Raw genomic sequence first — 24,817 nt, forward strand, 5'->3', positions numbered from 1 at the left:
AACCCTTGAAGCCGGGCAACTATCAACCAAACTCTAATAGTATGAGGACATGGTTGGATGGGGTTCCGGCCGAAACCTGCCCCCTTTCGACCCAAGACAGAGGAGCACCCGCGTGCCTTCATTCTCGAGCACATTAGAACAAGCCATTCACGCGGCTCTGGCAGCCGCGAATGAAAGGCGCCACGAATTCGCAACGCTGGAACATCTGCTTCTGGCGCTGCTGGAAGAACCTGACGCCATCCGCGTCATGAAGGCCTGCAGCGTTGATTTGGATGATTTGCGCAGCACTCTGGTTGAATTCATAGACGAGGACCTTTCGAACCTTGTCACAGACATCGACGGGTCCGAGGCAGTGCCTACGGCGGCCTTCCAGCGTGTCATTCAACGCGCGGCAATTCACGTCCAAAGCTCGGGCCGGACCGAAGTGACCGGTGCCAACGTTCTGGTCGCCATCTTTGCCGAACGCGAAAGCAATGCAGCCTATTTCCTGCAAGAGCAGGACATGACTCGCTATGACGCGGTGAATTTCATCGCACATGGCGTAGCAAAAGACCCGGCCTATGGCGAAAACCGCTCAGTTTCCGGTGCCGACCAGGTCGAGGAGGAAATTCAGGCCAGCTCTGGCGAAGGCGAACAGAAAGAAAGCGCACTGGGTAAATACTGTGTCGATCTGAACGCGAAATCGCGTGCGGGCGACGTTGACCCGCTGATCGGCCGTTCCTCGGAAGTTGAGCGTTGCATTCAGGTCCTGTGCCGCCGTCGTAAGAACAACCCGCTGCTGGTGGGCGACCCCGGTGTGGGAAAAACCGCCATCGCCGAGGGTCTGGCCCATAAGATCGTCGGCGGCGAAGCGCCCGATGTGCTGTCCGAAACCACGATCTATTCGCTGGACATGGGCGCGCTGCTGGCAGGCACCCGCTATCGCGGGGATTTCGAAGAACGGTTGAAGGCGGTAGTCACTGAATTGGAAGAACATCCTGACGCGGTGCTATTTATCGACGAAATCCACACTGTGATCGGTGCTGGTGCGACGTCAGGAGGCGCGATGGATGCGTCAAACCTGCTGAAACCTGCCCTGCAGGGCGGCAAGCTGCGCACCATGGGCTCGACCACATACAAGGAATTCCGTCAGCATTTCGAAAAGGACCGCGCGCTGAGCCGCCGGTTCCAGAAAATCGATGTGAATGAGCCTTCGGTTGAAGACAGCGTGAAAATCCTGCGCGGTCTGAAGCCCTATTTCGAAAAGCATCACGATATCAAATACACTGCGGACGCTATCAAGACCGCGGTGGAATTGTCGGCGCGGTACATCAATGACCGCAAGCTGCCCGACAAGGCCATTGATGTAATTGATGAGGCCGGTGCAGCACAACATCTGGTCGCCGAAAGCAAACGTCGCAAAACCATCGGCGTCAAAGAGATCGAGGCCGTGGTTGCCAAGATCGCGCGCATTCCACCCAAGAACGTCACCAAGGACGATGCCGAGGTTCTTAAAGACCTCGAAACATCGCTGAAACGTGTCGTATTTGGTCAGGATGATGCGATCGTGGCACTGTCCAGTGCGATCAAACTGGCGCGCGCTGGTCTGCGTGAACCTGAAAAGCCCATCGGCAACTACCTGTTCGCTGGTCCGACCGGTGTGGGTAAGACTGAAGTCGCGAAACAACTGGCCGATACGTTGGGTGTGGAACTACTGCGCTTTGACATGTCCGAATACATGGAAAAACACGCGGTCAGCCGTTTGATCGGTGCCCCTCCGGGTTATGTCGGGTTTGATCAGGGTGGTTTGCTGACTGATGGTGTCGACCAGCATCCGCATTGCGTACTGCTATTGGATGAGATCGAGAAAGCGCACCCTGACGTTTTCAACATCCTGTTGCAGGTGATGGACCACGGTGAGCTGACAGATCACAACGGCCGTACTGTGAACTTCCGCAACGTGGTTCTGATCATGACCTCGAACGCGGGTGCACAGGAACAAGCCAAAGCCGCCATCGGTTTTGGTCGTGACCGCCGTGAAGGTGAGGATACCGCCGCGATAGAGCGTATGTTCACGCCGGAATTCCGCAACCGTCTGGATGCGGTGATTTCCTTCGCACCGCTGCCAAAAGAAGTTATCCTGCAGGTGGTTGAGAAATTCGTTCTGCAGCTTGAGGCGCAATTGCTGGATCGTGGGGTGACCATCGATCTGACGCCAAAGGCCGCCGAATGGCTGGCTGACAAAGGCTATGACGACAAGATGGGCGCACGCCCGCTGGGTCGTGTCATCCAAGAACACATCAAGAAACCGCTGGCCGAAGAGCTGCTGTTCGGCAAGCTGGCCAAGGGTGGCTTGGTCCGCGTGTCGGTCAAGAAGGGTGATCTGAACCTTGATATCCTTGGACCTGATCAGCCACGCATTCCGGGCGACAAACCGCCCTTGCTGACGGCGGACTAAAAGCTCTGGACACAACAACAAAGCCCGCCATCACACTGGCGGGCTTTTCCTTTTCCGCGAGGATGCACAAAAGACCACCTGCTCGCGCAGGATCAAATACCGGCGGAAGCTTCCATCACACGCCAACCACATGACGGTGTCATCTGATCCACTTCAAATTGGAACCATTTCCAACACCGCCCGGCCCCTGGTCGAATTTCCGATCAATCGGCAGATTGGACAATGCGCAAAACAGCAGCGTGCCTACGTCACCGTGTCCGACAAACAAAACGTCACCTTTGCCGGAATCGGACAGGTAGGCCGTAACGGCCTGGACGATACGCGCCTGTGCAACCACGGCCCGTTCCCGGCCTCTTACACTGACTTCCAGATGACCGAAGAGCTGGTCCGCGACGGACTCAAACTCTTTTGGCGGCAATAACCCGTTGGCGCTGCGGTCGTTTTCATGCATGTCAACGCGGGTTTCGGCCACGAACCCCAAACGCGGTTGCCAGCGGGAGGGCTGTTTCGATGGCCTTTGTTTCGGTGCTACTGATGACCCGGGTCGTTCGGTTCAACATGCTTGGTTTCCCGGCCAATTGCGCGACCCGCAAACGCCCGCCTTCGTTCAGCGACCAATTCGGCACCCCTAAATCGGGATCAATCGTGACCTGTGGGTGCGTCAGGTGTCGGGCCAAACGCCGGTGGGCGGACATGGCTACCGCTCGGTCAGTTTCAGCTCAATCCGGCGGTTCTGGGCACGGGCTTCGGGCGTGTTCGCTGGGTTGACGGGCTGGAACTCACCAAACCCGTTGGCCGCCAGCCGGCCTGGCGGGATACCCAGTGCCTCGACCATATAGCGCACCACTGACAGGGCCCGCCCCTGGCTGAGTTCCCAATTGTCGCGATACCGGCCCGAGCCAGACACAGGGACGTTATCTGTATGACCGTCAACCCGGATAACCCAATTCAAACCTTCAGGGATTTCAGCCGCCACACTGCGCAGAATATTGGCGACTTTAGCGACCTCCTGCCGTCCTGCACCAGACAGCACGGCAGAGCCGGTATCGAACAGAACCTCGGACGAGAACACAAACCGGTCGCCTTCGATCCGGACACCTTCCTGATCCCCCAGCACGTCGCGGAGGCGGCCGAAAAACTCGGACCGATACCGCTCCAGATCTTCGGCTTGTGCGGTCAGCTCTTCGTTCCGCCCGGATAATTGCTCAGCCTCAACTTCCAAACGAGCGCGCTCGGCCTCTTCCAGCAAGCGACGGCGACGTTCCTCGGATGCGGCACGGGCCAGCGCAGCATTCAAATCCTGACCCAGCGTCTGAATGCGAATATCCGCGGCGGCGTTTCGATCTTCGTAATCGTCCAGCAGAGCCTGCAACCCGCCCAATTGATTGCGCAGCGCTGCCATCTGCTGGTTCAGCAAAGCCGTCTCTCGCTGTGCTTTTTCAGAAATCGCTTCCTCATCAGACAATGTATCTCGGGCCACAGCCAGCAACGCGGCACGTTCTTCGGCTAGCGACCGCTGTGCCTGTGCCTCGGTCTGCGCCTGTGTCTGGGCGGCAAGCGCGGCCTCTAGCCGGGCCTTCAGATCCTCACTGTTCAATTCACCAAATTGCCGTTCCAGTTCCGCTTTGGCCGCCTGTGCCGCCGCCAGCAGGGTCAGCGTCTCTTCGGCTTCTTTCCGTTGCGCCTCCAGCGCAAGGGTCATGGCTGTCAGCTCAGTATCTGCGTTTTGCAGGCGGTTTCGCAGGTTCTCCGCAGCAGCGGCCTCGGCCAACTTGGCAGCCTCTTCGGCACTCAACTCGTCCTCAAGCTCGGTGATACGCGTGGTCTGTTCGGCATCGCTTTCTTCCAGGTCCGCGACCAATGCCTCCAACGCCTCGCGCTGAGCGGCGGCCAGTCTTGCGGCCTCGGCCTGTGCGTCGATTTCGGACCGACTTTGCGCAAGGGCCAGGTTCAGCTTGTCTTGCTCGCTCTGCAATTCCTGCCGCTGCGTTTCCAGCGTTGAAATTTCGCCCCGGGCCCGTTCCTGATCGATCAGCAACGCCGCGACCTGAGATTCGAAATCGGTCAGTTGAATCTGCGCCTGTACCAATTCGGTTTCAACCTGCGTCAGAGTTGAGTTGAGCACACCCAAGCGCGCTTCCAACCGACTGTTTTCCCGTTCTTCCAGGCCCAGTGCACCTACCAGAGCGGCAACTTCGTCGGACAGGGCGGTCAATTCGTCCTCTTGCCCCGAAATTGTCTCGCGCAGCACGAATTGCACCACCATAAAGATGGTCAGCACAAAGGTCAGAACCATCAAAAGCCCGGTAATCGCATCCACGAATCCAGGCCAGACCGAGCCCTGAAAGCGCTGACCTGTGCGACGGGACAGAGCCATAACTTACTCACTTTCCGGCGCGGTGCGCACCGCACCTCGGGGAAGTGTCAGGGCCTTGACCAGCAGTTCGATATCCTTGCGCAGCTCGCTCATGCTTTCCTGCCGCCCGGCTGAGATTTCTTCGAGGATACGAAGCAATTGCACATCCATCGACCGCAGGCGCATCCGGCTTTCGGCGTCGATCCCCTCGCCCGTTCCTTGTTCGCGCAGGTGGTCCAGCAGGGCGTCCTGCCCCAGTGCCACGCGCTCTAGTGCCGAGGTCACGCCATCGTTGTTTGACTGGCGCTGGTTCATCTCACCAATGGCATCCGCCAATTGACCCAACCGCGACGACACCGCCGCGCGATCAGATTCTTGCGCCGAAAAAAGATCCTGCAGCGCGTTCATCTGTTCAGACATGGCATCCAGCACAGGGGTCAGCACCGCCAGTTCGGCCCCGCCCTCATCGCCCGCGGCAAAGCCAACGCGCGTAATCGAGGACAGCCATTCCTCAAGTTCGCGGTAAAACCGGTTTTGACCATGTCCAGCGAACAATTCCAGCAGACCAACTATTAAGGATCCGGCCAAGCCCAACAGCGATGACCCAAACGCGACGCCCATGCCCTGCAGCTGTGCCTCCAGCCCAACCATCAGTCGGTTGAAGACGGCCAGCCCCTCTTCGCCTTCCTGCGGGTTGAGGCTGCGGATGGTGTCGACAATGGCGGGCACGGTAGTGGCCAACCCGAAAAATGTACCCAGAAGGCCCAGGTAAATCAGGACGTTGGTAATGTAGCGCGTGATCTCACGCTCTTCTTCGACGCGCTCGGCAACGGAATCCAAGATCGACCGTGTCGATGTAGAGCTGATCTGCGACCGCGCGCCCCGTTCCCGCAACAGCGAGGCCAGCGGTGCAAGCAATTGCGGCGTTCGGGCGTCTTCGCGGACAACACCGCCGACAAAGGCCTCGATCCAGCGGACCGATCCGATCAACTGCGTCACCTGATAGAAACAAGCGAAAACGCCGATAAAAAAGACCAGAATAATAAAGCCGCTCAGGTAAGGATTGGCCAGCGCCACCGGCATCACATACGGCAACGCCATGAAGACGCCCAACCCTGCCAGACCGATTGCGATCAACATCATCGCAATCTGACGGATGGGATGCGAGAATTGGGGTCTCGCGCCCTGATGTGCCTGCGCCATGCGCGTGGTTCCCGGTTTTTGCCTGCTTTGGCCTGAATCTAGCGAAATTCCACCGGTGACGCCAAGGGTTTATGCGGTGATGCTGCGGACCCGTTGCGCTAACCACTCAAGATCGGGATCCTGCAGGTCGATCTCGGTCAGATGTTCAGCGGTGTTATACAGATATTCGGTATTCGGACCCCGTCCACCTACAGCATGGGCAATGATCTGCGCCTGCTCTTCAAGCGGCATACCCCCACAATACTGCACGTGATCGGCGTCAATCACATACGTCACGGCAGTGAGCACCGCACCACTATCCAGATGCACATCCAGCATCTTTTCGACATAGGCCGAGGAAATCAGTTCTCGCTCGCGCAATTCATGCAGGGTGCGATCTTCGTGGCCGGCTTCGACCGCAAAGGCCAACCCCTTGCAGTTGGCGTCACTCCGTTCGTCCAGCGCCAGAACAAGACCGGGATGGTCTTCGGTGCCGCGGTGGTGGATCGAGCTCATGCAGAAAGACCGGGCATATCCGTGCAAAGTGGCGCGCTCGCTGCGGGCCACCGGAAAGCCCGGATTCCACAACAACGACCCATATCCGAAAACCCACATCGTCATAGCACTGGTCCTTGCCCGTTTGCGCCTATAAACATCAATTCCAAGACAGGAAAAAGGGCCATCTGTCATGCGCGGTCTGGTACGATTCATCATTTTCATAACTGTAATCTGGAGCGCCTATTGGTTCGTTGCCGGAATTGGACTGCGCAATGCAATCACGACATGGTTCGACAAGCAGCAGGAACAAGGATGGCAGGCAGAGTTTTCCGACGTGGAAACAGCCGGTTATCCGTTGCATCACATGACCCGACTGAACAGTCCGGCGCTGGCCGATCCGGTCAATGGCACCGCCTGGAGCGCCGACTGGATTGAGTTCCAGAGCCCCGCAATCTGGCCCGGCCGACAGGTTCTGCGGTTTGCCGACACCGATCAGCGCTTGTCGTATTTCGATCAAACAGCCACCATTCGGGCCAGCGAATTGCAGGCCGAGCTGCAATTGCAACCCGGCGTAGCACTCGTGCTGGAGAAAATGGCGCTGACTGCCGGGCCGTGGTCGATCACCGATGGCACCGACGCCTTGGCAGGCGGTAACACGCTGGCCTTGGTGATGGAGCAGACCGCAACGCCTGAGGCTTATGTGATAGGCGCCCGCATGGACGGGTTCACACCCGGCGACGATCTGCGCCACCTTATGCGCTCGGCCACGACCCTGCCCCAGGCGTTCGAGACGCTGGAACTGGACATGACCGCCACGTTCGACAAACCCTGGGACCGCTCAGCCCTAGAACAGAGCAGACCGCAGCCTGTGAAGATCGATCTGCGGCTGGCCGAGATGAAATGGGGCGCGCTGCGACTGTTCGCGGCCGGGAAACTGGACGTTGACACACAAGGCATTCCAACTGGTGAGATCGCGATCAAGGCCGAAAACTGGCGCGACATGATCGCCATGGCCAACGCGGCCGGTGCCTTGCCTGACCAGGCGGTCGATCCGGTGACGCGGGCGCTGAACTTCATGGCCGGACTGGGGGGCAACCCGAACGCTTTGGATTTACAATTGAACTTTCGGGACGGTTTTGTTGCCCTTGGGCCGCTGCCCCTGGGACCCGCGCCCCGCCTGATCCTGCGTTAACGGCAGTACGGACCACTGCGATATCGTGCGGTATCAAGATGGAAGTGATCCCGATGATAGCGGTCCGAATTCGGCCCCAGCACAGTACCAAACGGGCCGCACGCCCCCCGCCAAACCTTGATCAGCTGACCTTGTGACGGGTTCTTTCGCCATCCGTTCAGAACCGTAACCACCTCACCATCAGCCATCTTGAAACCCGAGATATCGATAGCGCGCCCTTTTCCATGCTCTGATATCCGCGCGCCTTTTCGGTTATTGCGGGTGCGGCAAGCATAATGCGCAGCAATCTGCAGTTCGACTACGGGGCCGCGCCGTTTGAACGTGGGTTTGACAACTTTGTCGACCCAAGTATTCAGGGCGACCGCCGTGCCGCAATCCATCGTTGATGGCCGGCTTAAAGTAACCCCCGAGATCGAGGTGATCTGAACGGCATCTTTAATGCCGCAGGCTTTGATTTTGCCGCGGACTTTGCCCACCGCTTTACCCTGAATGTCGATGTCACCGCACACTGAACCTTTTCGGCGCTTGCGCTTTTTGAACAGTGCCTCTTGTTCCAATGCCTTGGGCCGCAGGTATGGCATCAAGGACGTGTCCGGCCCAAGCAGGGGCAACTCGGACGGTCGCGCGGCTACGGCCAGTACCTGAGGCGAAACCGGGCGCAACTCTGGCCGTAAGTTCACCGATGGGGCCGGGCTGCTGAACGCCAGTGCTGCCGTTGCAATCGGTCGCGTTAGGGGTACCAGAGATTGTTTCGGAGGTGCCGCGTTGGACAAGCTGGCGCTAACCGCCACAAACCCAATCACAAGTAACCCCCAGCCGCGCCTCATGAGGCACCCTTGCCGCGCCCAAAGTCGGGCGCATCGGTATCCTGACCCGCGTCAATGATCCCCCGGCGGATCGCGCGGGTGCGGGTGAAGTAATCGAACAGATGCTCTCCATCCCCGGTGCGGATCGCGCGCTGCAGGGCAAAAAGCTCTTCGGTGAAGCGTCCCAGAATTTCCAGGGTTGCATCCTTGTTGGACAGGAACACATCGCGCCACATCGTCGGATCCGAGGCCGCGATACGCGTGAAATCCCGGAAACCGGCAGCAGAATACTTGATTACTTCACTGTCGGTCACGCGGCGCAGGTCATCGGCCACGCCGACCATCGTGTAGGCAATCAGGTGCGGTGCATGGGACGTGACAGCCAGAACCAGATCGTGGTGATCTGCGTCCATCTCATCAACATTCGATCCCAACCCTTCCCACAGGGTACGAAGTTGGGTAATGGCACCCTGGTCAGAGCCCTCGACCGGCACCAACAGGCACCAGCGATTGTCGAACAGCTCGGCAAAGCCGGATTCCGGGCCCGAATGCTCGGTCCCGGCCAACGGGTGCGCCGGGATGAAATGCACGCCGTCTGGAATATGCGGCGACACTGTCTGAATGACGTGCCGCTTGACCGAGCCAACATCACTGACCGTTGTGCCCGGTTTCAGAAAAGGCGCGATGTCTTGCGCGACCGCCTCCATTGCGCCAACCGGCACACACAGAACAACCAGATCCGCGCCTTCAACTGCCTCTTGCGCGGTGTCGCACACCCGGTCGCACAGCCCAATGCGGCGGGCGGTATCCCGGGTCGCCTCGGACCGGGCATAGCCGGTTACCTCACCCGCAAGACCTGCACGCTTGATCGCCCAGAACATCGACGACGCGATTAAGCCCAGCCCAATCAGCGCCACGCGGTCATATACCTGGCTCATGCGACGCCCCCTTTGAACGCGGTGATGGCCGCAACCACCCGGCGGCAGGCCTCTTCATCGCCCACGGTGATCCGCAGGGCGTTTAGCAGGTTGTAGCCCGCAACGCGGCGCACAATCAAACCTTTGGTTTTCAGGTAGTCGTCACAGGCCTCTGCCTCGGCCTGATCTTCAAAGCGCACCAGAATGAAATTGGTGCAGGACGCATCCGAGGGCACGCCGACTTTGGCCAGTTCCTCCGACAGCCACACACGCAAACGCGCGTTTTCAGAATGGCAGAAAGTCAGATAATCCTCGTCCCGGATCGCTGCCTCGGCAGCGGCCAGAGCGGTCAGCGACAGGTTAAAGGGCTGGCGCACACGGTTCAGCACATCAATGATACTTTGCGCGGCATAGCCCCAGCCAACGCGCATCCCGCCAAGGCCGTAGATCTTGGAAAAGGTCCGCGTCATGACCACGTTCTCGAACCGATCGACCAGCGCCGCACCACCATCGAAATCGGCAACAAATTCGGCATAGGCCCCGTCGACCACCATCAGGCAGGTCTGCGGCAACGCTTCGGCCAGCCGTACCAACTCTGCCTCGGGGATCATGGTCGAGGTCGGGTTGCCCGGATTGGTCACGAACACAATCCGTGTCTGGTCGGTAACCGCAGCAAGGATATTGTCCACGTCCACATGGCGGTTCTTTTCGGCCACCATAAGCGGTGTCGCACCGACCATACGGGCGATGATCGGGTACATAGAGAACCCGTGTTCGGTATAGATCACCTCATCGCCGGGACCGGCATAGGCTTGGGCCACGAACTGCAACACCTCGTCGCTGCCGACACCACAGATGATCCGGGCCGGATTCAACCCATGGCGCGTCCCAATTGCGTCGCGCAGGCTGGCGTGATCGGTGCTGGGATAGCGATTCAGCGTGGCCGCGCTGTCGCGCACCGCCTCAATCGCCTTGGGGCTGGGACCAAACGGATTTTCGTTTGAGCTCAGCTTGATCACATGCTTCACCCCGGCCACATGTGACTGACCGCCCTGATACAGTGCGATGTCCATAATGCCGGGTTGAGGGGTGATCTTGGTCATAAGAGGCTCCGATTGATTGAGCCCCTCATACCTCTCTCAACGCGTTGAGAAAAGCGGCAATTCCGTCACGCCGCTTTGAAGCGGGCCGTCGCGGGGTCCGCGTTGTAGAACGGCGCGAATTCCTCGGTTCTGCGGGACAGGTCGTTGACACTGTCGATGATGAATTGAACCGTTTCCTCGCTCATCAGATACGAAAAGTTCAAACGTACCCAACCGGGTTTCTTCATTTCTTCACCCGCAGACAGCGCCGCGTGCAACTCCTCAGAGGTTGCCCGATCGATATCCAGCAGGCGATGCGCGTAAGGCCCGGCACAGGCACATCCGCCGCGCGCTTGAATGCCATAGATATCGCTGAGCATCCGGGTAAACAGCTGTTGATGCACCGGCTGGCCGGAATTATCCCGCACGAGGAAGGAATAGATCGGCAGACGATGGGCGTTTTCAGCCCCTAGCAGGGTCAGGTTCGGGTTGTCCGCCCACCCGTCCAGCGCCATGCGGTTATACTGCGCCTCGCGCCTGGCGATCTCATCGGTTCCCACGACATCTTTTACGATAAAGGCAAGTGCGGCGCGGATGTCGCCGATCACATTGGGCGTTCCGGCCTCTTCCCGCGTCGCAAGGTCTTCGCTGTAATCATGCCGCCACGGCGACACAAAACTGACAGTGCCACCACCGGGCCAGCTGGGGCATGTGCGGCGCGCCGCACCCTGGTTCACGATCAGCACACCCGAAGCGCCGGGCCCACCGGGAAATTTGTGGGGAGAGACGACGATGGCGTCTTTGCGCGCATCATCCGGCCCCATATCCATGGGTAAATATGGCCCGCCACCTGCGTAATCCCAAACCGACACCGCATCATGCGCCTTGAGCAACCGGGTTATCGGGTCCGGATCTGTGATGATCCCGGTCACATTTGAAGCCGCCGAAAAGGACCCGATGATCAGATCAGACCCCGCTTGGGCCAACAGCGCCTGTTCCAACGCAACAAGATCAACGCCTCCTTGCGCGGCCTCAGGTATCTCTATCACCTGCGCTTTGCTTTCCCGCCACGGCAGTATGTTCGAGTGATGTTCATAAGGCCCGATCAAAACGACCGGCCGGTCAGCAGCTTCCACACCAAGCAGGCTGACCAGCCGGTTCAGGCCCGCTGTGGCACCAGACCCGGTGAAGATCACCGCGTCTTCTCCCCTCGCGCCAACGATGCGGGCAATCTCTGCGCGCGCTTCGCGACGCAGACGGGTCATGTACGAGCCGCAATAGGAGGCCTCGGTGTGGCTGTTGGCATAGAAGGGCAGCACCTGGTCGGTGACAAAATCCTCAACCTGCCGCAGCGCACGCCCCGAAGCGACGTAATCCGCGTAGACCAGCGGCACGTCCCCATGCAGACCCGGGATCAGAATGTTCTCTCCGATCTGTCCGTCGCGCAGAGCGGAATTGTGAGTGGTGGATTGGATGTCTGAGCGAAATTTGGACAAGGTCATGTGAAGGGCTCCGTATTGCCTCTCCAATATGATTGAGGTAGAGCGCAGAAACTTCACCTATCTTTTGATAGATTTCGAGTTTTTTGTGTCATATGAATTAGTATGAGCAGAAAAATAGATCAAATTGACAATCGCATCCTGCGGGAATTGCAAACTGACGCCACGCTATCACAGCGTGAACTGGCAGACCGGGTCGGGCTGTCACAAAATGCGTGCTGGCGGCGCCTGAAAGCGCTGAACGAAGATGGGGTCATTATCGGTTCAACCGCACAGATCGCACGGGAAAAGCTGGGGCTCAGCCTTGTGGTTTTTGTAATGATGCGCACACGCCACCATTCGGCCGAGTGGTTGCAGGCCTTTCGCAGCCATGTGCTGACCATTCCCGAAGTGGTGGATTTTCACCGAATCGGAGGGGATTATGACTATCAGCTCAAGGTGGTCACACAGGACATGGCATCCTACGACAAAGTCTATCAGCGTCTGATTGAAAAGGTCGAACTGGACAGCGTGACCTCTTATTTCGCGATGGAGGCGATTGCAGAAGGGCGCCCCTTACCGATCTGATCCGCTCTTCATCTGGCCCCATATACTCAGGGGGCGGTGCTGCACGCCGAGGGCAAGGCCACTAACAAAAAAGGCCACGCAAACAGCGCGGCCTTTTCGAAATTCAGGAGTTCGGCGAAGATTAGTTCTTCGCGTAGAATTCAACAACCAGGTTCGGCTCCATCATGACTGGGTACGGCACATCGCCCAGGCCCGGTGCGCGAACGAATGTCGCTGTCATTTTCGAGTGGTCGACGTCGATATAGTCAGGCACATCACGTTCGGCCAGCGCAGCTGCTTCCAGAACAACAGCCAGTTGCTTAGACTTGTCACGCACTTCGATCACGTCACCTTCTTTGACACGGTAGCTGGGGATGTTGACCCGCTTGCCGTTCACTTTGACGTGGCCGTGGTTCACGAACTGACGCGCTGCAAACACTGTTGCAACAAACTTGGCGCGGTAAACGACTGCGTCCAGACGACGCTCCAGCAGACCAACCAGGTTTTCACCGGTATCACCGGAAACACGCTCAGCTTCGGAATAGATGCGGCGGAATTGCTTTTCGGTCAGGTCGCCGTAATAGCCTTTCAGCTTTTGCTTGGCGCGCAGCTGGATGCCGAAATCAGACAGTTTGCCCTTGCGGCGCTGACCGTGCTGGCCGGGGCCATATTCGCGGCGGTTAACCGGGGACTTCGGACGACCCCAGATGTTCTCGCCCATGCGGCGATCGATTTTGTGCTTGGCAGACGTGCGTTTGGTCACGGCTGATCTCCTTCTTTAGGTCGAGGCCCGTAAAGGCCACTATGAAGGGCGTTGTCCTCTTGAGGTCTCCCCCATGACAGGCATCCCCTTGCAGGGGCCACCAACACCAATGAAGCCGCGCTTATATCCGCAGAACAGGCAGAGTCAACACACTGCGCGCGACTGTACATAGTTTTATTGAAATAGACCTCTGGCCAGTGGTCCAGTCAGTCGGCCACGCGCCCGGCACTCACCACAGAGCGCAAATGTTGGACGTCCGGGCGTTGGGTGACACGCGACACAGACGGAAACGCGACAACTGTGTCATCAGCATTCGCCACTTCACCGCTTTGACTTTCAAATTCAGTGACTTCGCTGATCCAATACTCCTGATCCCGCGCCGGGCAGTCTTTCTCGAACACCAGGATCAGAGATGAGTCGCCCTCGACCACGAATAGCGCGGCTGCAAACTGCTGCGCTCCGTTCGTCAGGACAATTTGACCGCTTGCGTTATCTGGAAATGCCGACGCCCTATTGGAATAGTCCAAGGTCGTTGTATTTATCTGCGCTCCGCCAGTTTGCACCTGACTTTGCTCGGCTGTTTCATCCAGAAACCAAGCCTGCCCGCGCCATGACCAAGCGGCCCCTACATTCAAAAAGGATTGAGGCGCTGCCTCAAGCCCGTCGATTTCTGTCTGAGCCCATAAAATGGCTATACGACCGTGTTCCCCGGCTCTCATAATACCTGCCTGTACCTTTCAACAAATCACTACTCACTAAAAGCGTACTATCAGGGGTAATTTTGGCAGAAAAGAGACGTTAATGCAGCGTTCACAAAAATGTTGCCGAAGCGTCATTTCAATATGAGACTTCGGCATCATTCTTTCAACTTTAGCGGGAAAGAATCTTGCCCGTCAACCGCATTTCGAGTGCCCGCAGCTGCGGCAGGTCATGCACCCTTCGATCATCACCATGTCGAACTGGCCGCAGGACGGGCAGGCCTTGCCCCGTGGTGCATCCATGTTCACCACCTGCGCTTGCGGATCGGACTTCAAACCCGTGCCCTCACCTTCAAGGAAGCCTATATTGATCAGGTGTTGCTCAATCACACCCCCGATAGCGGCCAGAATTGAAGGGATGTACTTGCCCTGAACCCAAGCCCCGCCGCGCGGGTCGAACACAGCCTTCAACTCTTCAACCACAAAGGACACATCACCGCCCCGCCGGAACACGGCCGAAATCATCCGGGTCAGGGCCAGCGTCCAGGCGTAGTGCTCCATGTTCTTCGAGTTGATGAACACCTCAAACGGCCGACGCCGCCCACCAATGACGATGTCGTTTATGGTCAGGTAGATCGCATGCTCGCTGTCGGGCCATTTCAACTTGTAGGTCGACCCTTCCAGAGATTGTGGCCGGTCCAGCGGCTCGGACATATAAACGACCTCGCCGCCATCAACCTCATGCGGGGCTGCTGCGTTTTCACCGGGTGCGGTGTCTGCACTTTCCGAGACGGTCAAAACAGATCCGGTCACATCGTTTGGACGATAGGTGGTGCAGCCTTTGCAACCCTGATCCCAGGCCTGCATGTAGACGTCCTTAAACGCATCAAAGCTGATATCCTCAGGACAATTGATGGTTTTCGAGATTGAGCTGTCGATCCATTTCTGCGCCGCCGCCTGCATCTTGACATGGTCAGACGGAGGCAAGGTCTGCGCGTTCACAAAATAGTCCGGCAGCTCAACATCACCAAACTTGTCGCGCCACATCTGCACGGCATAGTCCACAACCTCTTCTTCAGTGCGCGAGCCATCCTTTTGCAGCACCTTTCGCGTGTAGGCATAGGCAAACACCGGTTCGATCCCCGAGGACACGTTGCCAGCATATAGGGAAATCGTCCCCGTGGGCGCAATCGAAGTCAAAAGCGCGTTGCGAATGCCGTGTTCGCGGATCGCATCACGCACATCCTCATCCATCTGCAACATTGTGCCACTGGCGAGGTACTTTTCGGCGTCGAACAAGGGGAACGCCCCTTTTTCCTTTGCCAAGTCTACCGACGCCAGATACGCGGCGCGGGCGATCGCATGCAACCAGCGCTCGGTCTGACGCGCCGCCTCGTCCGAGCCATAGCGCAGCCCCAACATCAGCAGAGCATCCGCCAGCCCGGTAACGCCCAAACCGATACGGCGTTTGTCTTGCGCCTCAGCTTCCTGCTCGGCCAGTGGAAACTTCGAGGTATCCACCACATTGTCCATCATGCGAACAGCCGTCGCGACCAGATTCTGCAGGGCATCCTCATCCAAGTGTGCCGCGTCCTCGAAAGGTTCTGCCACCAATCGCGCCAGATTGATCGATCCCAACAGGCATGCGCCATAAGGCGGCAGCGGCTGCTCACCACACGGGTTGGTCGCGGCAATGGTCTCGACATAACTCAGGTTGTTGGCCGCATTGATGCGGTCGATGAAGATCACGCCCGGCTCGGCATAATCATAGGTGGCCTGCATGATCTTGTTCCACAGATCACGGGCCTGAACAGTGTGATAGACCTTGTCCCCGAACACCAGTTCCCACGGGCCATCGGCCTTGACCGCCTCCATGAACGGATCGGTTACCAGCACAGACATGTTGAACATGCGCAGACGCGCCGGGTCGGATTTGGCAGTGATGAACTGTTCGATGTCCGGGTGATCGCACCGCATGGTCGCCATCATCGCCCCACGGCGAGACCCGGCAGACATGATCGTCCGGCACATCGCATCCCACACGTCCATGAACGACAGCGGCCCCGAGGCATCAGCAGCCACCCCATGCACATCCGCGCCCCGCGGACGAATGGTCGAGAAATCATAACCGATCCCCCCACCCTGTTGCATGGTCAGCGCGGCCTCTTTCAGCATGTCGAAAATACCGCCCATGCTGTCGGGTACGGTGCCCATGACAAAGCAGTTGAACAGAGTCACCTGACGTGCGGTGCCTGCCCCTGCGGTGATGCGCCCCGCGGGCAGGTATTTAAAGTCTGCCAGGGCTTCATAGAATTTCTCTTGCCAAAGGGCCGGGTCCTTTTCCACCCGCGCCAAATCATTGGCGATACGGCGCCAACTATCTTCGACTGTCTGGTCAATGGGCGTGCCATCCGCTTTTTTAAAGCGGTATTTCATGTCCCAGATCTGCTCGGCGATGGGGGCGGCAAAGCGGCTCATTGGTGATTCCCTGTTCTGAAAGAGGTTGTCACAGTACTCCAAATCACACCCCGACCACAACACCTTGATAGCGTCAGAGACCAAGCTACAATATAAGGGTGAGCCTTGGGACGACTCTGTGGGAAAGCTGTGGATAAGTACGTAAATCTGGTAAAATTGTCGGTCGGATCGGAAAGCGTCGATACCCTGATCGCATGGCAGGACAGCCGCAAACCTCTGTACGAGGACGGCTGCCCGCGCCACGTCACCCGTATGTGGCCCAAGCGAGAGGCCGAGATTTTGAATGGCGGATCAATCTATTGGGTGATCAAAGGCGTCATCCAGTGCCGCCAGCGCATCCTACGGCTGGACGAAGTACGCGGCGAAGACGGTATCCGCCGATGTGCTATCGTAATGGACCCCGAAGTGCATCGCACGCAAAACGCGCTAAAACGCCCCTTTCAGGGCTGGCGCTATCTAAAGCCCGAGGACAGCCCCGCCGACCTGCCAAAAACCCGCGAACAGGACGACGCCCTGCCCGAGGATCTGAACCGCGCGCTGGCGGATATCGGCCTGCTGTAATCAGTCCAAACGACCCAACAGCTGCGACAGAACAGCTTTGTCCGCCGCATCGTAATTGGCCACACGACTGCGCCACAGCGTCGCCTGAGATTGCAGGATAAGCCCGTCCGTCAGAATCTTCAGATGGTTCGCGCGCAAGGTTTCCCCGGTTGAGGTGATATCGGCAATCGCCTCGGCGGTTTCGTTCATCACTGTGCCTTCGGTCGCGCCCTGGCTATCGACCAGAGTGTAGTCCGCCACGCCCGCATCGGTCAGGAACTCGCGCACCAGCCGGTGATACTTCGTGGCGATCCGCAGCCGGTGCCCGTGGGTCTTGCGAAAGGCGGCAGCGACGGCGTCCAGATCGTCCAGAGTATCCACATCCACCCAGCAAGCCGGCGTAGCGATGATCAGGTCGGCCCTGCCAAACCCAAGCTGCGACACCTCTTGTACCTGCTGTTCCCAGCGCGGCAGTTTCTCGTGCACCAGATCAATGCCGGTGACACCCAGATGAATGCGCCCCGCCGCCAGTTCGCGTGGGATTTCCCCAGCAGACAGCAGAATCAGTGACACGCCGTCAATGCCCTCGACCTTGCCTGCATATTCACGATCCGACCCGCTGCGCGACAGCGTTATGCCGCGCTTTTCGAACCACGAGAAGGTTTTCTCCATCAACCGACCCTTCGAGGGCACGCCAAGTTTCAGGCTCATTGCGCGTCCTCCTCGATCTCAAGCATCAGGTCCGGGCGCAGAACACCGCCCACGGCGGGAATTTCTGCACCATTGCCCAATTGCCGGGTCAAAGCGTCATAGCGCCCGCCGGTTGCGATCGGTGGCAAATCAGGGCGGCCTTCGGCATAAAACCCAAAGACGAAGCCATCGTAATACTCCATCGACGTCCGCCCATAGGCTGCTTCGAAGTCCAACCGATCCACATTCACGCCGCGCGCCTGAAGCGAAGCGACCCGCGCCTCAAGCCGGTCAAGTGCCGGGGTGATCTGTGGCAGATCCACAGCCACATCGCGCAACTGTTCCAGTGCAAAGGGCATGGTTTCGCGCACATTCAGCAATGTTTCCAGCCCGGCCAGTTCAGTGTCAGAAATCGGTGACGTATCGCGATCCGCGCGCAATGCTTCGATCCGCGCCTCGATCTCGGACAGGCGGCGTTTGCCGATCATCGGCACGTCAATGTCCAATACGTTGTCCGCATCCAGCAGTGAGACGCGCCCCTCCGGCCCCGGTTTACGCCCGGCAAAACGATCCAGCAATACGCGGAACCGACGGGGCCGCCACAGGTGCCGCATCAGCGCGGCCTTGCGACGGTCAGTTGTGCGCAGACCTGCAACCGCAGCCGTCAAAATGCCGATATCCCCAGTTGCCGCCCGCAGAGGCAGGCCACGCAGTTGCAGGGCAAACAGCGAGAACACCTCGGCATCGGCGCCGGCAGGATCATTGCGATCAAACACCTCATACCCGACCTGAATATATTCGTTCGGTCGATCCGGGTCGTGTTCCTGACGGCGAAAAACCTCGCCGGAATAAGTATACCGCGCGGGTTCGGCCCCATCACTCATATGCATCTGAACAACGGGCATTGTGAAATCCGGGCGCAGCATCTGCTCACCGCGCAGTGCGTCCGAGGTTACATAAGCACGGGCGCGGATATCTTCGCCATAAAGGTCCAGCAGCGTATCTGCCGGTTGCAACAGCGGAGGATCCACGACCTGCGCCCCTGCGGCCTCAAATCGGACCCGCATCATCGCAGCACGCGCCTGTATCTGGGAACGGTTGGCCATCGCTCAGTCCTGACTGTCCAGAATTTCGCGCACCTTGGCGACTAGGTTACCACGTGGCACTTCGAACTGGCTGGGACGTTCTTTCCATTCCTCCAGCGTGGCGCTTTCAGCGATTTTAGCGCCTAATATCAGGTCTTTGATCTGCACGATCCCGTTGGCCTTTTCGTCACCACCTTCGATCACCGCGATGGGCGAGTTCCGCTTGTCCGCATATTTCAGTTGATTGCCGAAGTTCTTGGGATTGCCTAGGTACACCTCGGCGCGGATGCCTGCATTGCGCAGTTCCGCAACCATGGTTTGATAGTCCGCCATGCGGTCCCGGTCCATGACGGTCACGACCACTGGACCCTTGGACTGTGCAGTGATCCGACCCTTTTCGCGCAGGGCGGCGAGCAGGCGGTCCACGCCGATCGAGATTCCGGTTGCTGGCACTTCCTGCCCGGTGAACCGCTTGACCAGATCGTCATAGCGACCGCCGCCTGCGACGGAGCCAAACTGGCGTTTGCGACCTTTCTCGTCGAAGATTTCGAATGTCAGTTCGGCCTCATAGACGGGGCCGGTGTAATAGCCGAGGCCGCGCACAACCGAAGGATCGATCTCGATCCGGTCTGCACTGTATCCGCCCGCATCCAGCAGCGCGCCGATCTGCTCCAGCTCGGCTATGCCATCCGCACCAATCTTGCTGTCGCCGACAGCGGCCCGCAGATTGGCCAATGTTCCGGCGGCGTCCGCCGCCTTGGACGTCAGAAAAGCAATCACAGGCTCTGCCTGATCGTCGCTGAGGCCGACACCGTCGATAAAAGCGCCCGACGCATCCAGCCGCCCTTTGGTTAGGAGCTCGCGCACTCCGGCTTCACCCACCTTGTCAAACTTGTCGATGGTGCGCAGGACATTGTCACGAGCAGCGGCGTCTTCACCCAGCCCCATCGCCTCGAGCACGCCGTTCAGAACCTTGCGGTTATTGACGCGAACCAGATAGTCGCCGCGCGGAATACCGACAGTTTCCAGCGTATCCGACAACATCGCGCAGATCTCGGCATCCGCAGCCATCGAGGCGGTGCCCACTGTGTCCGCGTCACACTGATAGAATTGACGAAACCGCCCCGGTCCAGGTTTTTCGTTGCGCCAGACCGGCCCCATCGCATAGCGGCGGTAGGGCGTCGGCAGATCGTTGCGGTGCTGCGCATAGACCCGGGCAAGAGGCGCAGTCAGGTCATAGCGCAGGGCCAACCAGTCACCTTTGTCGTTGTCGTCGACCTCTTGCCACGCGAACACGCCCTCGTTCGGGCGATCCACGTCGGGCAAGAACTTGCCCAGTGCCTCGACGGTTTCAACCGCGCTGCTTTCAAGTGCGTCGAACCCATAACAATGATAGACATCCGCAATCGCCCGCAGCATCTCGGTGCGTTGGGTGACTTCCTGGCCGAAATAGTCGCGGAACCCTTTCGGCGTTACGGCCTTGGGGCGGGGCTGTTTCTTTGGCTTGGCCATGTGGGGCGTCCTTGGGAGTGTCCATGTTCCGCGCGCGGTCTATCCCATGGTCTGTGTCGGGGCAAGCCAAGCCTCGGGTTTGGCGCGCGCTTTCTCTGGTCATGACGCGCCTTGGCCGCTATGACCCGCGCAGGAACGCAAGCCCCCACAGGAACCCGCCATGCAGCATCTGGAAGAACAGATCGCCCATCTGACCCGCACAGTCGAAGAGCTGAACGCGATCGTCACCCGCCAACAGGACGAGATCGACCGCCTGACTCGTCATGTCGAGATGCTGATGCGCCGCGAAGGGGAACGCTCGCAGGAGGGCTCAGGCGGGGTTGTTTTAGGGGATGAACGCCCGCCGCATTACTGACCGGTCACAACCCCAGCGTCGTTTTCACGGCATTGTCGACCACGCCGCCCAGCAGGGCATCTTTATCGTCAGAGCAGCCTTCGGACAACGCGGTCAGAAAAGTCTCGCGCAGCGCGGCTTTGTCCTCATCCGAGGTTGCGTGGTCGCCGATATCTATCTGACGGTTGTAAATCGACAGGGCCGTCATCTTTTCAACAACGGCCAGAACATATGTCTCGTCCCCGTCCGCCTCTTCGATAACCGACGCACAGGTGTGGTACATTACCGGCAGAGCGTCCTGAACCATTTGCTCTGCGGCCTCATCAGCATGTACCAGACATGGTGTCGCCAGGAAAAAGGCGAAGGACATAGCTTTGAATTTTTCATACTCATAACAATTACTTCCAGTTATGTCCGATGATGGCACCAGCAACTGCCCCAGCCGCAGCCCCTTTGCCGTCGCCTATTATTGCGCCAACGCCCGCCCCGATCAAAGCGCCTTCAATTGTCTTTTTCTTCTTTTTGTCATCCGCCAACCCGGCGGTTGCCATCGCAAGCGCCGCTATGGATGCCAATGTCACCGTTCTCAAACCAATAGATGAAATTCTCATTTCGGTGTCCTCCTGTATCACAACCGAAAGGGTATGCAGGGTCAGCCTAGCGGGGGTAAAACCCCGTGGCAACAATCGGCGTGCTCAGATCTCTTCCACCGACATCACGCCATCCAACGATTTGATCGCGCCCTTGATTTGGGGATTGATGGGGAAATCCTGCCCCAACTCCATCTCGACATCGCCGGGCAGGCCGGGATCAATCAGGAACATATGAATGGGGCCCTTCGCTGCGCCCTTTGCGGCACCTGCCGCGTCCGCCAGAACCTTTGCGACAGTTGGCAGGACCTGCGGTTCGTCCACAAAAATGCGCAAGCCAGTCGCCCCTGCTTCGGCCACGACCGAATCCACCGGTCCGACCGAGCGGCCCAGCAGTTTCAACTGATCGGATTCCATCGTTGCTTCGGCGGTCAGAACCACCTGCGCGCCAGTTTCAAGGAACTCGCGCGATTTCTCTAGCGTGTCCGAGAACAGCGTGACCTCATAGGCACCCGTTGGATCCGAGAGTTGTGCAAAGGCAAACCGGTTGCCCTTGGCCGATTTGCGTTCCTGCCGCCCGGCGACAACGCCCGCCATCTTTGCCATGAACGGGCCCGAGCGCGCACGCGCCATGACGTCGTCCAACGTCATAACATCCTTTCGTCTCAGCGCAGGCATATAGTCGTCCAGCGGGTGGCCAGAAAGGTAAAAGCCAATGGCCTTGAATTCTTCGCTCAGGCGTTCAGCCGGCAACCAATCCGGCGAGGGAGACAGGCGGGGTTCAGGCAGATCATCCCCGGCCTCGCCAAACAACGACACTTGGCTTGAGTTCTTCTGGTCGTGGATCGCTGCCGAATACTGAACCAGCGGATCAAGGCTTTCAAATACACGGCGGCGGTTCTTGTCGAGCTGATCAAATGCCCCGGCACGTGCCAGCATTTCCAGCGGACGCTTGCCCACCTTCTTCAGATCAACCCGGCGGGCAAAGTCGAACAGGTTGACGAAGGGTTTTTCGCCGCGCCCCTCGACCACAAGGCCCATCGCCTCGACACCCACATTCTTGAGTGCGCCCAGCGCGTAGACCAAATGCCCGTCGGCCACATCAAACGTCGCCAGCGACCGGTTCACACAGGGCGGCACATAAGGCAGTTCCAGCCCTTTGCGGACCTCTTCGAAATAGATCGCCAGTTTATCGGTCAGGTGAATATCGCAGTTCATGACACCCGCCATGAACTCAACCGGGTGGTTCGCCTTTAGCCAGCCGGTCTGATAGCTGACAACCGCATAGGCGGCGGCGTGGGATTTGTTGAAGCCATAGTTGGCGAACTTCTCCAGCAGGTCGAAAACCTCAGAGGCCTTTTTGGCATCGACGCCATTCTCGCCTGCACCTTTTTCGAACTTGGGCCGCTCGGCATCCATCGCCTCTTTGATCTTTTTGCCCATCGCGCGGCGCAGCAGGTCGGCCCCGCCAAGGCTGTACCCCGCCATCACCTGTGCAATCTGCATCACCTGTTCCTGATAGACGATGATGCCTTGGGTTTCCTCAAGGATATGATCGATCAGGGGGTGCACGGATTCGATTTTGCGCAGCCCGTTCTTGACCTCGCAATAGGTCGGGATGTTCTCCATCGGACCAGGGCGGTACAGCGCCACAAGAGCCACGATATCTTCGATACATGTGGGCTTCATGCGTTTGAGCGCATCCATCATGCCCGAGCTTTCCACCTGGAACACAGCCACCGTTTTGGCCGCCGAATACAGCTTATACGTCGCCTCATCATCCAGAGGGATGGCGTTGATCTGGTTCACGGCCCCGTCTGCGGGCTCATAAAGCTCGGTGCCGTCAGCAGCGATATGCAACGGTCGGTCAGATTTAAAGATCAGATCCATGGCGTTCTGGATCACTGTCAGGGTTTTCAGACCCAGAAAGTCGAATTTTACCAACCCGGCCTGTTCTACCCATTTCATATTGAACTGGGTCGCAGGCATGTCTGATCGCGGATCCTGATACAGCGGCACCAGCGCATCCAGAGGGCGGTCACCAATCACCACCCCTGCCGCGTGGGTCGAAGCGTTTCGCAGCAACCCTTCGACCTGCTGACCATAGTTGAGCAGCCGGTCCACCACTTCTTCGTTGCGGGCCTCTTCGCGCAGACGGGGCTCTTCCGCCAGCGCCTTTTCGATAGAAACCGGTTTGACACCTTCGACCGGGATCATCTTGGACAGGCGGTCCACCTGCCCATAAGGCATCTGCAAAACGCGCCCGATATCGCGCACAGCTGCCTTGGACAACAACGCGCCAAAGGTAATGATCTGCCCCACTTTGTCGCGGCCGTATTTTTGCTGCACGTAACGGATCACCTCTTCGCGGCGGTCCATGCAGAAGTCGATATCAAAGTCGGGCATCGAAACCCGCTCAGGGTTCAGAAAACGTTCGAACAGCAGGCTGTATCGCAGCGGGTCAAGGTCAGTGATCGTCAGCGCATAGGCCACAAGAGAGCCCGCGCCAGACCCCCGCCCCGGCCCAACCGGGATGTCCTGATCCTTGGACCATTTGATAAAGTCGGCAACGATCAGGAAATAGCCGGGAAATCCCATGCCTTCGATGATGTCCAGTTCGAAATCCAGCCGTTCCTGATATTCCTCCAGGGTCACCGCATGCGGGATTACAGCCAGACGTTTCTGCAGGCCCTCCTTGGCAATACGGCGCAGCTCTGCCACCTCATCATCAGCAAATTTCGGCAGGATCGGGTCGCGGCGGTAGGCCATAAAAGCGCAGCGTTTGGCGATTTCAACCGTGTTCTCGATCGCTTCGGGCAGGTCAGCGAAAAGCGTAACCATCTCTTGCTGTGACTTGAAATAATGCTGCGCGGTCAGGCGGCGGCGGCTGTCTTGTTGGTCGACATAGGCGCCTTCGGCGATACAGATCAGCGCGTCATGCGCCTCGTACATGTCTGTGGTTGGAAAATAGACATCGTTGGTGGCGACAAGAGGCAGATTCTTGGCATAAGCCATCTCGACATGGCCACGCTCGGTCAAACGTTCAGACACTGGCTGGCCGTCTTCGCCGGGGTGGCGTTGCAACTCAATATACAGCCGATCCGGGAACATCGTTGCCAGACGATCCACCAGTGCCTCAGCCGCCGGGCGCTGTCCTTGTTGCAGCAGCATCCCTACCGGGCCCTCCGGCCCGCCGGACAGACAGATCAAACCGTCTGCGCGTTCGGCCAGTTCGTCCAGCGTGACCTGTGGCAACTGCCCGCCCTTGTCCACATACAGGCAAGAGCTGAGCTTCATCAGGTTCTCATAACCGACCTCAGACTGCGCCAGCAGCACCAGCGGCGCGGGGGCTTTGGGCTTTTCGCCGGGCTGCGCTTGCAGATAGGTCAGATCGACCTGACAGCCCATGATCGGCTGAACCCCGGCGTCGCTGGCAGTGACCGAAAACTCCAGAGCTGAAAACATGCTGTTGGTGTCAGTGACGGCGACGGCGGGCATCTCCATCTTCTCACACAGGGCAGGCAGCTTTTTCAGCCGCACGGCGCCTTCCAGCAGGGAGTATTCAGTGTGAACGCGAAGGTGAATGAATCGTGAATTACTGCTCATACCGCT

23 protein-coding genes are annotated in these 24,817 nt (G+C 58.5%); 5 read left to right on the top strand and 18 right to left on the bottom strand.

Translation table 11 applies throughout. The features are described 5' to 3' along the window. Window positions 1–112: 112 nt before the first annotated feature. Window positions 113–2,437, top strand: coding sequence for an ATP-dependent Clp protease ATP-binding subunit ClpA (clpA, locus tag RUM8411_RS04415; protein ID WP_085821423.1), 2,325 nt, complete (start codon window positions 113–115; stop codon window positions 2,435–2,437). A gap of 139 nt (window positions 2,438–2,576) precedes the next feature. On the opposite strand, the gene RUM8411_RS22920 is transcribed toward clpA, so the two are convergent. From RUM8411_RS22920 to RUM8411_RS04435, 5 genes are all read right to left on the bottom strand, one after another. Further along, the gene (locus RUM8411_RS22920; protein WP_234995128.1) at window positions 2,577–2,909 is read right to left on the bottom strand and encodes a histidine phosphatase family protein; all 333 of its coding nucleotides are present in this window, start codon (window positions 2,907–2,909) and stop codon (window positions 2,577–2,579) included. Next, window positions 2,890–3,132 carry a hypothetical protein gene (locus RUM8411_RS22925; protein WP_234995129.1) on the bottom strand — a complete coding sequence of 81 codons (243 nt, stop codon included), beginning with the start codon at window positions 3,130–3,132 and terminating at the stop codon, window positions 2,890–2,892. The genes RUM8411_RS22920 and RUM8411_RS22925 overlap by 20 nt, the downstream gene beginning before the upstream one ends. A 2-nt stretch (window positions 3,133–3,134) precedes the next feature. Next, the gene (locus RUM8411_RS04425; RefSeq protein ID WP_085821424.1) at window positions 3,135–4,814 is read right to left on the bottom strand and encodes a peptidoglycan -binding protein; all 1,680 of its coding nucleotides are present in this window, start codon (window positions 4,812–4,814) and stop codon (window positions 3,135–3,137) included. Between the two features lie 3 nt (window positions 4,815–4,817). Next, window positions 4,818–5,996 (bottom strand): biopolymer transporter ExbB, encoded by a 1,179-nt coding sequence (locus RUM8411_RS04430; RefSeq protein ID WP_085821425.1) that lies wholly within the window; start codon window positions 5,994–5,996, stop codon window positions 4,818–4,820. Window positions 5,997–6,065: 69 nt separating this feature from the next. Next, window positions 6,066–6,596: a gamma-glutamylcyclotransferase gene (locus RUM8411_RS04435; RefSeq protein ID WP_085821602.1), complete on the bottom strand. Its 531-nt coding sequence runs from the start codon at window positions 6,594–6,596 to the stop codon at window positions 6,066–6,068. 67 nt (window positions 6,597–6,663) lie between these two features. On the opposite strand from RUM8411_RS04435, the gene RUM8411_RS04440 reads away from it, so the two are divergent. Next, complete coding sequence (locus RUM8411_RS04440; RefSeq protein WP_085821426.1) at window positions 6,664–7,665, top strand: DUF2125 domain-containing protein; 1,002 nt, start codon at window positions 6,664–6,666, stop codon at window positions 7,663–7,665. Here RUM8411_RS04440 and RUM8411_RS04445 read toward each other — a convergent pair. From RUM8411_RS04445 to RUM8411_RS04460, 4 genes are all read right to left on the bottom strand, one after another. Continuing rightward, window positions 7,662–8,492: an extensin-like domain-containing protein gene (locus RUM8411_RS04445; RefSeq protein ID WP_085821427.1), complete on the bottom strand. Its 831-nt coding sequence runs from the start codon at window positions 8,490–8,492 to the stop codon at window positions 7,662–7,664. The genes RUM8411_RS04440 and RUM8411_RS04445 overlap by 4 nt on opposite strands. Beyond that, a complete protein-coding gene (locus RUM8411_RS04450; protein ID WP_085821428.1) occupies window positions 8,489–9,409 on the bottom strand; it encodes a prephenate/arogenate dehydrogenase family protein in 921 nt (306 codons plus the stop codon). Before RUM8411_RS04450 ends, RUM8411_RS04445 begins: the two co-directional genes overlap by 4 nt. After that, window positions 9,406–10,491, bottom strand: coding sequence for a histidinol-phosphate transaminase (hisC, locus tag RUM8411_RS04455; protein ID WP_085821429.1), 1,086 nt, complete (start codon window positions 10,489–10,491; stop codon window positions 9,406–9,408). The genes RUM8411_RS04450 and hisC overlap by 4 nt, the downstream gene beginning before the upstream one ends. A 65-nt stretch (window positions 10,492–10,556) precedes the next feature. Next, window positions 10,557–11,972: an aminotransferase class V-fold PLP-dependent enzyme gene (locus RUM8411_RS04460; RefSeq protein WP_085821430.1), complete on the bottom strand. Its 1,416-nt coding sequence runs from the start codon at window positions 11,970–11,972 to the stop codon at window positions 10,557–10,559. 102 nt (window positions 11,973–12,074) lie between these two features. On the opposite strand from RUM8411_RS04460, the gene RUM8411_RS04465 reads away from it, so the two are divergent. Beyond that, window positions 12,075–12,536 (top strand): Lrp/AsnC family transcriptional regulator, encoded by a 462-nt coding sequence (locus RUM8411_RS04465; RefSeq protein ID WP_085821431.1) that lies wholly within the window; start codon window positions 12,075–12,077, stop codon window positions 12,534–12,536. A 121-nt stretch (window positions 12,537–12,657) separates the two neighbouring features. Here RUM8411_RS04465 and rpsD read toward each other — a convergent pair whose 3' ends face one another. The 3 genes from rpsD to RUM8411_RS04480 form a co-directional block, all read right to left on the bottom strand. Then, window positions 12,658–13,278 carry a 30S ribosomal protein S4 gene (rpsD, locus tag RUM8411_RS04470; protein WP_085821432.1) on the bottom strand — a complete coding sequence of 207 codons (621 nt, stop codon included), beginning with the start codon at window positions 13,276–13,278 and terminating at the stop codon, window positions 12,658–12,660. A gap of 206 nt (window positions 13,279–13,484) precedes the next feature. Next, the gene (locus RUM8411_RS04475; RefSeq protein ID WP_085821433.1) at window positions 13,485–13,997 is read right to left on the bottom strand and encodes a hypothetical protein; all 513 of its coding nucleotides are present in this window, start codon (window positions 13,995–13,997) and stop codon (window positions 13,485–13,487) included. Window positions 13,998–14,171: 174 nt separating this feature from the next. After that, window positions 14,172–16,454, bottom strand: a complete 2,283-nt coding sequence (locus RUM8411_RS04480) for an adenosylcobalamin-dependent ribonucleoside-diphosphate reductase (RefSeq protein WP_085821434.1) — start codon at window positions 16,452–16,454, stop codon at window positions 14,172–14,174. Between the two features lie 129 nt (window positions 16,455–16,583). On the opposite strand from RUM8411_RS04480, the gene RUM8411_RS04485 reads away from it, so the two are divergent. Beyond that, window positions 16,584–17,015, top strand: a complete 432-nt coding sequence (locus RUM8411_RS04485; protein ID WP_085821435.1) for a DUF1489 family protein — start codon at window positions 16,584–16,586, stop codon at window positions 17,013–17,015. On the opposite strand, the gene hisG is transcribed toward RUM8411_RS04485, so the two are convergent. The 3 genes from hisG to hisS are packed head-to-tail and all read right to left on the bottom strand — an operon-like array spanning window position 17,016 to window position 20,281. Next, window positions 17,016–17,705, bottom strand: a complete 690-nt coding sequence (hisG, locus tag RUM8411_RS04490; protein ID WP_085821436.1) for an ATP phosphoribosyltransferase — start codon at window positions 17,703–17,705, stop codon at window positions 17,016–17,018. It abuts the gene before it with no gap. Further along, the gene (locus RUM8411_RS04495; protein WP_085821437.1) at window positions 17,702–18,790 is read right to left on the bottom strand and encodes an ATP phosphoribosyltransferase regulatory subunit; all 1,089 of its coding nucleotides are present in this window, start codon (window positions 18,788–18,790) and stop codon (window positions 17,702–17,704) included. Before RUM8411_RS04495 ends, hisG begins: the two co-directional genes overlap by 4 nt. A gap of 3 nt (window positions 18,791–18,793) precedes the next feature. Further along, window positions 18,794–20,281 (bottom strand): histidine--tRNA ligase, encoded by a 1,488-nt coding sequence (gene hisS / locus RUM8411_RS04500; protein WP_085821438.1) that lies wholly within the window; start codon window positions 20,279–20,281, stop codon window positions 18,794–18,796. Between the two features lie 160 nt (window positions 20,282–20,441). On the opposite strand from hisS, the gene RUM8411_RS04505 reads away from it, so the two are divergent. After that, window positions 20,442–20,636, top strand: coding sequence for a SlyX family protein (locus RUM8411_RS04505; RefSeq protein ID WP_085821439.1), 195 nt, complete (start codon window positions 20,442–20,444; stop codon window positions 20,634–20,636). Between the two features lie 4 nt (window positions 20,637–20,640). Here the strand turns inward: RUM8411_RS04505 and RUM8411_RS04510 are convergent, their stop codons facing one another. The 3 genes from RUM8411_RS04510 to dnaE form a co-directional block, all read right to left on the bottom strand. Then, the gene (locus RUM8411_RS04510; protein ID WP_085821440.1) at window positions 20,641–20,985 is read right to left on the bottom strand and encodes a hypothetical protein; all 345 of its coding nucleotides are present in this window, start codon (window positions 20,983–20,985) and stop codon (window positions 20,641–20,643) included. Window positions 20,986–21,013: 28 nt separating this feature from the next. Next, window positions 21,014–21,226, bottom strand: a complete 213-nt coding sequence (locus RUM8411_RS04515) for a YMGG-like glycine zipper-containing protein (protein WP_085821441.1) — start codon at window positions 21,224–21,226, stop codon at window positions 21,014–21,016. An 84-nt stretch (window positions 21,227–21,310) separates the two neighbouring features. Continuing rightward, window positions 21,311–24,811: a DNA polymerase III subunit alpha gene (gene dnaE, locus RUM8411_RS04520; RefSeq protein WP_085821442.1), complete on the bottom strand. Its 3,501-nt coding sequence runs from the start codon at window positions 24,809–24,811 to the stop codon at window positions 21,311–21,313. Window positions 24,812–24,817: the final 6 nt, after the last annotated feature.

This window comes from Ruegeria meonggei (assembly GCF_900172215.1).
Lineage (GTDB): Bacteria > Pseudomonadota > Alphaproteobacteria > Rhodobacterales > Rhodobacteraceae > Ruegeria > Ruegeria meonggei.

Bases quoted from the DNA above. Each gene is read 5' to 3' on its own strand.
- RUM8411_RS22925 (WP_234995129.1), bottom strand. From the start codon at position 3,132: ATGTCCGCCCACCGGCGTTTGGCCCGACACCTGACGCACCCACAGGTC.
- RUM8411_RS04425 (WP_085821424.1), bottom strand. From the start codon at position 4,814: ATGGCTCTGTCCCGTCGCACAGGTCAGCGCTTTCAGGGCTCGGTCTGG.
- RUM8411_RS04430 (WP_085821425.1), bottom strand. From the start codon at position 5,996: ATGGCGCAGGCACATCAGGGCGCGAGACCCCAATTCTCGCATCCCATC.
- RUM8411_RS04435 (WP_085821602.1), bottom strand. From the start codon at position 6,596: ATGACGATGTGGGTTTTCGGATATGGGTCGTTGTTGTGGAATCCGGGC.
- RUM8411_RS04440 (WP_085821426.1), top strand. From the start codon at position 6,664: ATGCGCGGTCTGGTACGATTCATCATTTTCATAACTGTAATCTGGAGC.
- RUM8411_RS04445 (WP_085821427.1), bottom strand. From the start codon at position 8,492: ATGAGGCGCGGCTGGGGGTTACTTGTGATTGGGTTTGTGGCGGTTAGC.
- RUM8411_RS04450 (WP_085821428.1), bottom strand. From the start codon at position 9,409: ATGAGCCAGGTATATGACCGCGTGGCGCTGATTGGGCTGGGCTTAATC.
- hisC (WP_085821429.1), bottom strand. From the start codon at position 10,491: ATGACCAAGATCACCCCTCAACCCGGCATTATGGACATCGCACTGTAT.
- RUM8411_RS04460 (WP_085821430.1), bottom strand. From the start codon at position 11,972: ATGACCTTGTCCAAATTTCGCTCAGACATCCAATCCACCACTCACAAT.
- RUM8411_RS04465 (WP_085821431.1), top strand. From the start codon at position 12,075: ATGAGCAGAAAAATAGATCAAATTGACAATCGCATCCTGCGGGAATTG.
- RUM8411_RS04475 (WP_085821433.1), bottom strand. From the start codon at position 13,997: ATGAGAGCCGGGGAACACGGTCGTATAGCCATTTTATGGGCTCAGACA.
- RUM8411_RS04480 (WP_085821434.1), bottom strand. From the start codon at position 16,454: ATGAGCCGCTTTGCCGCCCCCATCGCCGAGCAGATCTGGGACATGAAA.
- hisG (WP_085821436.1), bottom strand. From the start codon at position 17,705: ATGAGCCTGAAACTTGGCGTGCCCTCGAAGGGTCGGTTGATGGAGAAA.
- RUM8411_RS04495 (WP_085821437.1), bottom strand. From the start codon at position 18,790: ATGGCCAACCGTTCCCAGATACAGGCGCGTGCTGCGATGATGCGGGTC.
- hisS (WP_085821438.1), bottom strand. From the start codon at position 20,281: ATGGCCAAGCCAAAGAAACAGCCCCGCCCCAAGGCCGTAACGCCGAAA.
- RUM8411_RS04505 (WP_085821439.1), top strand. From the start codon at position 20,442: ATGCAGCATCTGGAAGAACAGATCGCCCATCTGACCCGCACAGTCGAA.
- RUM8411_RS04510 (WP_085821440.1), bottom strand. From the start codon at position 20,985: ATGTCCTTCGCCTTTTTCCTGGCGACACCATGTCTGGTACATGCTGAT.
- RUM8411_RS04515 (WP_085821441.1), bottom strand. From the start codon at position 21,226: ATGAGAATTTCATCTATTGGTTTGAGAACGGTGACATTGGCATCCATA.
- dnaE (WP_085821442.1), bottom strand. From the start codon at position 24,811: ATGAGCAGTAATTCACGATTCATTCACCTTCGCGTTCACACTGAATAC.